The sequence below is a fragment of the Bathymodiolus azoricus thioautotrophic gill symbiont genome, from assembly GCF_001298715.1.
Taxonomy (GTDB): domain Bacteria; phylum Pseudomonadota; class Gammaproteobacteria; order PS1; family Pseudothioglobaceae; genus Thiodubiliella.
In genome coordinates this window covers 1-8,017 of record NZ_CDSC02000143.1, presented here as the reverse complement: position 1 = coordinate 8,017, position 8,017 = coordinate 1, and the positions used below count along the sequence as shown (strand labels likewise).

The window sequence follows — 8,017 nt, the reverse complement described above, 5'->3', positions numbered from 1 at the left end:
CCCGCATTAGCGGGCTTTTTTTATTGACTATTGAAAGCTTAAATTTCAAGTAGTGAATTTTCTTTTTCATCTAATTTTTCATCGATTGATTTAATAAATTCATTAGTGAGTTTTTGAATGTTTTCCTCTGCTTTATGTGCTTCATCTTCTGAAATTTCTTTATCTTTTAACAATTCTTTAAAATCAGAATTGGCATCACGACGAATATTGCGAACAGCAACTTTTGTCTGTTCGGCTTCGTCTTTTACTATTCGTACTAATTCGCGTCTGCGTTCTTCAGTGAGCGGAGGCAGAGGAATACGCATAACTTGACCAAGGGTTTGTGGATTTAGCCCTAAATCAGAGGTGATGATGGCTTTTTCAACGACTGCTACCATTTCTTTTTCCCATGGTGATACTTTAAGTGTGCGAGAATCTTCTGCACTAATATTAGCAACTTGTGAAATCGGTACCATCGAACCATAATAATCAACCTGAATTTGTTCAAGTAGAGAAGGGTGTGCACGACCTGCTCTAATTTTACTAAAATCATTTTCTAATGATGCAAGGCTTTTTGTCATGCGGGCTTTAGCATCTTGTTGTATTTCGTTTAACATATTGTTGTTCTCCTTTAAAGGTGGACAATGGTGCCAGAAGGTTTACCATCTAAAATATCAGATAATGTGTTAGCATCCTCAAGCATACTAAAAACACAGATATCTAAACCATGTTCTCGACACAAGGAAAATGCTGCCGTGTCCATAATTTTCAGGTTTTTCTCAATCGCTTCATTAAAACTGAGTGTTTTATAGCGCGTTGCTTTAGGGTTTTTCATTGGATCATGCGTATAAACACCATCAACTTTAGTAGCCTTAAAGACAATATCTGCCTCAATCTCAATGGCACGCAATACTGCACCTGTGTCAGTGGTAAAGCATGGAGAGCCTGTACCTGCTGAGAAAATCACAACCTTCCCCATGCTGAGCGCTTGTTTTGCCTTATTGTGGTCAACAGGGTCGCAAACACCACCACCAATTGGAAAGCCCGACATGACTATCGCATCAATATTTGCACGCTTACAAGCATCGCCAATTGCCAAAGCATTAATCACTGTGGCCAACATACCCATGTGGTCGCCAGTCACACGATTCATACCTGCTTGTGCAAGGGCTGCACCTCTAAAAATATTACCACCACCAACAACAATACCCACTTCAACTTTTTGCTTAAGTGCGGATTTAATAATATCTACTACTTGGCTAAGTGTATTTGAGTCAACTGTATTGCCGTCTTTAGCAAGTGCTTCGCCACTGAGTTTTAATAGAATGCGTTTATATTTATTCATAGCGTGAGTGCTTTTGTGCCGATAAAATCAAATTAATGATGATTTTACCGTGTGCGAGCGTTATAATTAACCCTTTGTCCGATATAAAATTTTATGGAACAAATCAGCATACAAGGCGCTAGAGTTCACAACTTAAAAAATATTGATATTGATATTCCTAGGAATAAACTGGTAGTGATTACAGGTTTATCTGGTTCGGGTAAATCATCGTTAGCATTTGACACGATTTATGCCGAAGGACAGCGTCGTTATGTTGAGTCATTGTCAGCTTATGCGCGACAGTTTTTATCATTAATGGAAAAACCTGATGTGGATCATATTGAGGGCTTGTCGCCAGCTATTTCAATTGAGCAAAAAGCCACTTCGCATAATCCACGTTCAACGGTAGGTACGATTACAGAAATCTATGATTATTTAAGGTTGTTATTTGCCCGTGTTGGTGTGCCAAAATGCCCTGAGCATAAGATTGATTTGGTGTCGCAAACCGTTTCACAAATGGTGGATAGCATTTTAACCTTGCCAGAAAGTGAAAAAATTATGATACTGGCCCCTGTGGTGCAAAACCGCAAGGGCAGTCATACAAAAATGTTAGATGAGCTTTCTAATCAGGGATTTTTACGTGCTAGAGTGGACGGCGAAGTGGTTTATTTGGATGAGTTGGATGAGTTGAATGGTAAAACGCGCCACACCATTGAAATTGTTGTTGACCGTCTTAAGGTGAGAAAAGATGTGTCCTTGCGTTTGTCTGAGTCGTTAGAAACTGCGTTAAATCTTAGCGCTGGATTAGTGCGTGTTGCCTCAATGGATGAAGAGTCTAAACAAGAAGAATTAGTGTTTTCAGCTAAGTTTTCTTGTGTGGAATGCGGTTATTCTTTGACCGAACTTGAGCCTAGATTGTTTTCATTTAATAACCCTGTTGGTGCTTGTTCAAGTTGTGATGGCTTGGGTGTTAAAGATATTTTCGATGAAAACAAAGTTGTTGGCAATCCTGAGGCAAGTTTGGCTGATGGTGCAATTTATGGCTGGGGTCGCTCGAATGCTTATTTTTATCAAATCTTAACTTTGGTTGGGCGATATTATGATTTTAGTGTGGACACACCTTATAAAGAATTAAGTGCCGAGCATCAAAAAATTGTATTGTACGGCAGCGGTCAAGACACGATTGATTTTTCAAAAATTAAAGGACGCCAGGGCTGGTCAAATAAACCCAAGCCATTTGAGGGAGTGATTCCTAGAATGATGCGTCGCTATGAAGAGAGTGAAATTCGTAGTGTGCGTGAAGAATTGTCGCGTTATGTGGTGAGCAAAAACTGTGGAAGTTGTGACGGCAGCCGACTAAATGAGTCTGCCAGAAATGTGTTTATTGTTGATTATAATTTATCAAATATCACTAAACTTTCGATTGTCAATAGTTACAGATTTTTTAAAGATTTAAAATTGGAAGGTGTGCGTGGTGAAATTGCACAAAAGATTCTTAGAGAAATTATTCAGCGTTTAGAATTTTTGTTAAATGTTGGCTTAGAATACTTAAGTTTGGATCGTCGTGCTGGCACACTATCAGGCGGTGAAGCGCAGCGTATTCGCTTAGCAAGTCAAATTGGTGCAGGTTTGATGGGCGTATTGTATGTATTGGATGAGCCGTCTATTGGTTTGCACCAGCGAGACAATCAAAAACTACTCAACACTTTGACTTACTTGCGAGATATTGGTAATACTGTGATTGTGGTTGAGCACGACGAAGACGCCATCAAACAAGCAGATTTCGTTATTGATATTGGCCCTGGTGCGGGTGTGCATGGGGGTGAAATTATTGCTGTTGGCACACCAGAGCAAATCGCTAATAACCCTAAATCAATTACGGGTGATTACATTAGTGGCCGTCAAAGTATTGCCGTGCCGAAAAAACGCAAAAAAGCCACTAAGTGGTTGCGTATCAAAGGCGCAACTGGTAATAATTTAAACAAAGTTGATTTATCCATTCCTGTGGGTGTGTTGACTTGTATTACGGGTGTTTCTGGTTCTGGAAAATCCACATTGATTAATGACACTCTATATTCATTGGTTGCTAGAGATTTAAATCGTTCTCAAGTTGTCCCAGCACCTTATGAGTCAATAAAGGGTTTGAATCATTTTGATAAAGTGGTCAACATTGACCAGAGTCCTATTGGGCGTACACCGCGTTCTAACCCAGCCACTTATACGGGCGTGTTTTCACTGATTCGTGATTTGTTTGCACAAACATTGGAATCACGCTCTCGTGGTTATAAGGCGGGGCGATTTAGTTTCAATGTCAAAGGGGGTCGTTGTGAAGCGTGCAAGGGCGATGGTTTGATTAAAGTTGAAATGCATTTTTTGGCTGATATTTATGTATCTTGTGATGTTTGTAGTGGACGCCGTTACAATCGCGAAACGCTTGAGGTTTCTTATAAGGGTAAGACCATTGCACAAGTGTTGGATATGACTGTTGAAATAGCGGTTGAGTTTTTTGAGGCAATTCCAAAAATTAAACAAAAATTACAAACTTTAATGGATGTGGGTTTGTCCTATATTACCTTGGGTCAAAACGCTACTACCTTGTCGGGTGGTGAGGCACAGCGTATTAAACTTGCCAAAGAATTGTCTAAATTAGACACAGGTAACACCTTGTATATTCTTGATGAACCTACTACAGGTTTGCATTTTCATGATATCAAGCAATTATTATCGGTGATCAGTCGCTTGCGCGAGCGTGAAAACACCATTGTGATTATTGAGCATAATTTAGATGTGATTAAAACTGCTGATTGGATTGTGGATTTAGGACCTGAAGGCGGTGATAAGGGTGGTGATATTATTGCCACTGGCACGCCTGAAGAAATAGCACAAGTTAAGAAATCTTATACAGGGCAATATTTGCAACCATTACTTAAATAAAATACTTGTTAGACCAAAACCATAATGAACGAAGCCACGGTTTAATTAAACTCAATGGTATCAAGTTTGTAAGTAAATTTATTTCTACGCACCAAGACTGGCAAATAATACTTGTCTTTAGCAAAAAAAGCCGTAAGGTTTCTTTCTTTGCTGGTTACTTTAATTAAGTTATCATCGCCACTTGGCAGCTGCTGGTAATATTGTTTTTCTGGGGCGCTACCATCATGTACCAACAATTGAAAATCTTTCTTTTCTGGATTGTTTTCTAATTCATAAGTAATAGCAAGCAGTCGATTTAGTGAATCCACTTGTTGTCCTGTTGGACGAACATTAAAGTCTTTTTTTATCTTATTACCGTCGCGTTCAAAGTTTTGATAATGTTTTGAGTGTAACCCAGATTTATCAATAATAAAAATAGATTTTGAGTGTATTTCATAATTTTTAATAAGGCTTGCTAAGCCTGTGGTTTCAGCATGGGCGGTGTAGTAATACACATTTTTTTCTTTATGTAATGTGCGTACTTCTTTGCCAATTTCAAAGTTTGATGCTGATAGTGTATAGGTCGCCATGTGTGGCTTAAGCGCCAATACTGAAGAAGAAAACAATAAGAGTAATAAAAACCTCATTTTTGTAAAACCTTTTTAATGGCTTCAGGATAGAGAATATGCTCTTGTTTTAATACTTTTTTTGCCAAAGTATCTGCATTATCACTCGGGTCAATTACCACTGATTTTTGCAATATTACCTCGCCTGAATCCAATTCATTGGTAACAAAATGTACACTAGCACCAGCCTCAGAATCACCAGCATCAATAGCGCGTTGGTGTGTATTGAGCCCCTTGTATTCTGGCAAAAGTGCAGGGTGGATGTTAAGAATTTTGCTAGTATTTGTAGAAAATGCAGCAATAAAATCAGCGGATAAAATACGCATGAAACCCGCCAATACAACGATCTCTGGATTAAGGGTATTAATATATCTTATCAAGGCATGGTCAAAGTCTTTACGCGACGCAAAGTGCATATGCTCAATAACTTTGGTGGAAATGCCTGCATTTTTTGCCCGCTGTAGACCAAAAGCATCGGCTTTATTACTGATGACAGATTGAATATTGACACCAATATCATTGGCATTATCAATAATGGATTGCAGGTTAGAGCCTGAACCCGAGATTAAAACAACAATATTAGATAATGACTTGTTTGCCATTGTGACTTTTTTTAACAATTTTACCAATCAACCAAGCCTTTTCGCCTTGCGTTTCTAGGTGTTTGATAACATCTGTACTTTCATCGTTACTTACTACCAACACCATGCCTACGCCACAATTGAATACGCGATACATTTCTGTTAGCTCAATATTGCCATTATCTTGTAAAAATTGGAAAATTTCAGGCATCTGCCATGAGCTATTGTCTAATTTTGCCGCTAAGTTACCAGGCAATACTCTCGGGATATTTTCTAACAAGCCACCACCAGTAATATGCGAGATGGCATGTACTGAGTGTTTTTTAAGTAAAGACAAAACGGATTTAACATAAATTTTGGTTGGTTCTATCAATTGTTGTAGTTGATGATCAGTTGGCTCAGTGCGCTCTAGTACCTTGCGAATGAGTGAGTAACCGTTGGAATGTGGTCCTGATGAGCCAAGTGCGATAATGCGGTCACCATTTTTGACTTTAGTGCCATCAATCACATCTGCTTTTTCAGCAATACCAACACAAAAACCCGCCAAATCGTAATCTTCACCACTGTACATACCAGGCATCTCAGCAGTTTCACCGCCAATCAGCGCGCAACCTGATTGCTTGCAGCCCTCACCAATGCCTGAGATAACAGAAACCGCAATATCAGTATTGAGTTTGCCAGTGGCGTAATAATCTAAAAAGAATAAAGGCTCAGCACCTTGTACGATTAAATCATTCACACACATTGCCACCAAATCAATACCGATGGTGTCGTGCTTATTCAACATCTCAGCGACTTTAAGTTTTGTGCCAACGCCATCAGTACCAGAGATTAAAACAGGATTTTTGTATTTGTTGGTCGGCAACTCAAACATTGCACCAAAACCACCCAACCCTGCTAATACACCTTCTCTAGTGGTAGATTTTGCAATGGGTTTGATTTGCTCGATTAAATCATTACCTTTGTTGATATCAACGCCAGCGTCTTGGTAAGTCAATGATGACATAGAATTTTTTTTCCGTATAATTTAGTTATTTTTCACGCAGATAAATGAACCTTTCTTCCCTACCAAACGCACTGTCAATTTTACGCATTATTTTAACAGTGCCCGTGGTTTTAACTTTGTTAAATCACGATTTTTTTTTTGCAATAATGCTATTTTTTGTTGCCGGTATTACAGATGCTTTAGATGGTTGGGTTGCGAAGCGTTATTCGTATCAAACTAGACTTGGTTCTATTCTTGACCCAGTTGCCGATAAATTATTATTGGTCAGTAGTTTTATCACGCTAAGTGTTATTGGCTTGTTGCCCTTGTGGTTGTTATTGTTGATTTTCTTGAGAGATTTAATGATTGTTTCAGGTACAGTTGGTAGTTTTATGGGTAATGGGGAATCCGACAATGGTTTATTAATACCATCAAAGTTATCAAAACTCAACACCGCCTTACAAATTGTACTGGTGCTGTTTTTGGTGACAACAAAGTTGTATCCAATATTATCTGAGTGGAGCATGGCTTTCTTTATTATTGTTGCTACATCTACTGTTTTGAGTGGCGTTGACTATATTTGGATTTGGTTTGAAAAAGCCATCTCGCAGGAGAAGAAAAAGCAAAAATGAAACAACTCGGACTTCCCGTACTATTGAATGCAAAAATGCGACTGCATAATTTCATCGGTGATAAAAATGCTCAAATTTTAACTTTTATTGACACACTATTTGCCAATAGTAACTCTAGTGCTGTTATGGTATCTGGTGATAAATCTAGTGGTAAAACGCATCTTTTGCAAGGTTGCACTTTTGCGGCAATGGACAAACAATTGAACGCTGTTTATATTGATATTAAAGAAGAATGCCCCGAAGGTCTTATTGCCCAGTTGTCTGAAGTTGATTGGGTGTGTATTGATAATATTGAAGATGCAAGCGACACGCAACAACAAGAATTGTTTGATTTGTACAATCAAATCAAACATACGCAAACTAAACTCATTGTCAGTGCACAAAATTTACCAAGCGAATTAGACTTATTAAAAGATTTAAAAACCAGGTTGTCTCTAGCCGTTAATTTCACCCTTGAAAATTTAAGCGATGAACAAAAAACAACCATTCTGCAAAACAAAATGGCGGATAAAAATATTCATATTGATGACAAAATATATGCGTATTTGTTCAAACATTATTCAAGAGATTTAAGCGAACTACTCAGTGCTATTGAACAATTAGACGAGGCATCATTGCAGAAAAAAACAGGTATTACTGTCCCACTAATCAAGCAAGTGTTATAGAATATTGGCGCATAAAATGAATCAAATTAATATTCAGCATTACAAAACAAAAATAGGAAAATTGATACTTGGCTCTTTTGATGACAAACTTTGTATTCTTGATTTTGAATATAGAAAGATGAGAAAAACTGTTGATAGCAGAATTAAGAAAAATCTGAAAGCTGAATTTGTAGAACAAGATGATAAAGTTTTAAAGGAGACAAGAAAACAACTTGATGAATATTTTGATTGATACAGAAAAAAATTTGATATTCCATTATTAATGGTAGGAACCGATTTTCAAAAAAGTGTCTGGAATGCACTCATAGAAGT

9 protein-coding genes are annotated in these 8,017 nt (G+C 37.9%); 4 read left to right on the top strand and 5 right to left on the bottom strand.

What is annotated here, in order from left to right:
• Positions 1–38: 38 nt before the first annotated feature.
• Positions 39–596 carry a ribosome recycling factor gene (gene frr, locus BAZSYMA_RS02880; protein WP_090715455.1) on the bottom strand — a complete coding sequence of 186 codons (558 nt, stop codon included), beginning with the start codon at positions 594–596 and terminating at the stop codon, positions 39–41.
• A gap of 14 nt (positions 597–610) precedes the next feature.
• A complete protein-coding gene (pyrH, locus tag BAZSYMA_RS02875; RefSeq protein WP_090715453.1) occupies positions 611–1,324 on the bottom strand; it encodes a UMP kinase in 714 nt (237 codons plus the stop codon).
• A gap of 93 nt (positions 1,325–1,417) precedes the next feature.
• On the opposite strand from pyrH, the gene uvrA reads away from it, so the two are divergent.
• Positions 1,418–4,237 (top strand): excinuclease ABC subunit UvrA, encoded by a 2,820-nt coding sequence (gene uvrA / locus BAZSYMA_RS02870; RefSeq protein WP_090715451.1) that lies wholly within the window; start codon positions 1,418–1,420, stop codon positions 4,235–4,237.
• Between the two features lie 41 nt (positions 4,238–4,278).
• On the opposite strand, the gene BAZSYMA_RS02865 is transcribed toward uvrA, so the two are convergent.
• Genes BAZSYMA_RS02865 through purM form a run of 3 tightly spaced genes read right to left on the bottom strand, consistent with a single transcriptional unit; the run spans position 4,279 to position 6,429 of the window.
• On the bottom strand, positions 4,279–4,863 hold the full coding sequence (locus BAZSYMA_RS02865) for a hypothetical protein (protein WP_090715450.1): 585 nt from the start codon (positions 4,861–4,863) through the stop codon (positions 4,279–4,281).
• On the bottom strand, positions 4,860–5,444 hold the full coding sequence (gene purN / locus BAZSYMA_RS02860) for a phosphoribosylglycinamide formyltransferase (RefSeq protein WP_090715448.1): 585 nt from the start codon (positions 5,442–5,444) through the stop codon (positions 4,860–4,862). Before purN ends, BAZSYMA_RS02865 begins: the two co-directional genes overlap by 4 nt.
• Positions 5,422–6,429 carry a phosphoribosylformylglycinamidine cyclo-ligase gene (gene purM / locus BAZSYMA_RS02855; protein WP_090715446.1) on the bottom strand — a complete coding sequence of 336 codons (1,008 nt, stop codon included), beginning with the start codon at positions 6,427–6,429 and terminating at the stop codon, positions 5,422–5,424. Before purM ends, purN begins: the two co-directional genes overlap by 23 nt.
• Before the next feature lie 44 nt (positions 6,430–6,473).
• Between purM and BAZSYMA_RS02850 the strand changes: the two genes are divergently transcribed.
• From BAZSYMA_RS02850 to BAZSYMA_RS02840, 3 genes are read left to right on the top strand one after another with little or no spacing between them, the layout of a single operon-like run.
• Entirely contained in the window at positions 6,474–7,040 is a 567-nt protein-coding gene (locus BAZSYMA_RS02850) for a CDP-alcohol phosphatidyltransferase family protein (RefSeq protein WP_090715443.1), read from the top strand.
• The gene (gene hda / locus BAZSYMA_RS02845) at positions 7,037–7,705 is read left to right on the top strand and encodes a DnaA regulatory inactivator Hda (RefSeq protein WP_090715440.1); all 669 of its coding nucleotides are present in this window, start codon (positions 7,037–7,039) and stop codon (positions 7,703–7,705) included. Before BAZSYMA_RS02850 ends, hda begins: the two co-directional genes overlap by 4 nt.
• A gap of 16 nt (positions 7,706–7,721) precedes the next feature.
• Positions 7,722–7,937 carry a hypothetical protein gene (locus BAZSYMA_RS02840; RefSeq protein ID WP_195910064.1) on the top strand — a complete coding sequence of 72 codons (216 nt, stop codon included), beginning with the start codon at positions 7,722–7,724 and terminating at the stop codon, positions 7,935–7,937.
• The last annotated feature ends 80 nt before the right edge of the window (positions 7,938–8,017 follow it).

What these genes read in the sequence shown, in the direction of transcription:
- frr (WP_090715455.1), bottom strand. Translation starts at nt 596, where the DNA reads ATGTTAAACGAAATACAACAAGATGCTAAAGCCCGCATGACAAAAAGC.
- pyrH (WP_090715453.1), bottom strand. Translation starts at nt 1,324, where the DNA reads ATGAATAAATATAAACGCATTCTATTAAAACTCAGTGGCGAAGCACTT.
- uvrA (WP_090715451.1), top strand. Translation starts at nt 1,418, where the DNA reads ATGGAACAAATCAGCATACAAGGCGCTAGAGTTCACAACTTAAAAAAT.
- BAZSYMA_RS02865 (WP_090715450.1), bottom strand. Translation starts at nt 4,863, where the DNA reads ATGAGGTTTTTATTACTCTTATTGTTTTCTTCTTCAGTATTGGCGCTT.
- purN (WP_090715448.1), bottom strand. Translation starts at nt 5,444, where the DNA reads ATGGCAAACAAGTCATTATCTAATATTGTTGTTTTAATCTCGGGTTCA.
- purM (WP_090715446.1), bottom strand. Translation starts at nt 6,429, where the DNA reads ATGTCATCATTGACTTACCAAGACGCTGGCGTTGATATCAACAAAGGT.
- BAZSYMA_RS02850 (WP_090715443.1), top strand. Translation starts at nt 6,474, where the DNA reads ATGAACCTTTCTTCCCTACCAAACGCACTGTCAATTTTACGCATTATT.
- hda (WP_090715440.1), top strand. Translation starts at nt 7,037, where the DNA reads ATGAAACAACTCGGACTTCCCGTACTATTGAATGCAAAAATGCGACTG.
- BAZSYMA_RS02840 (WP_195910064.1), top strand. Translation starts at nt 7,722, where the DNA reads ATGAATCAAATTAATATTCAGCATTACAAAACAAAAATAGGAAAATTG.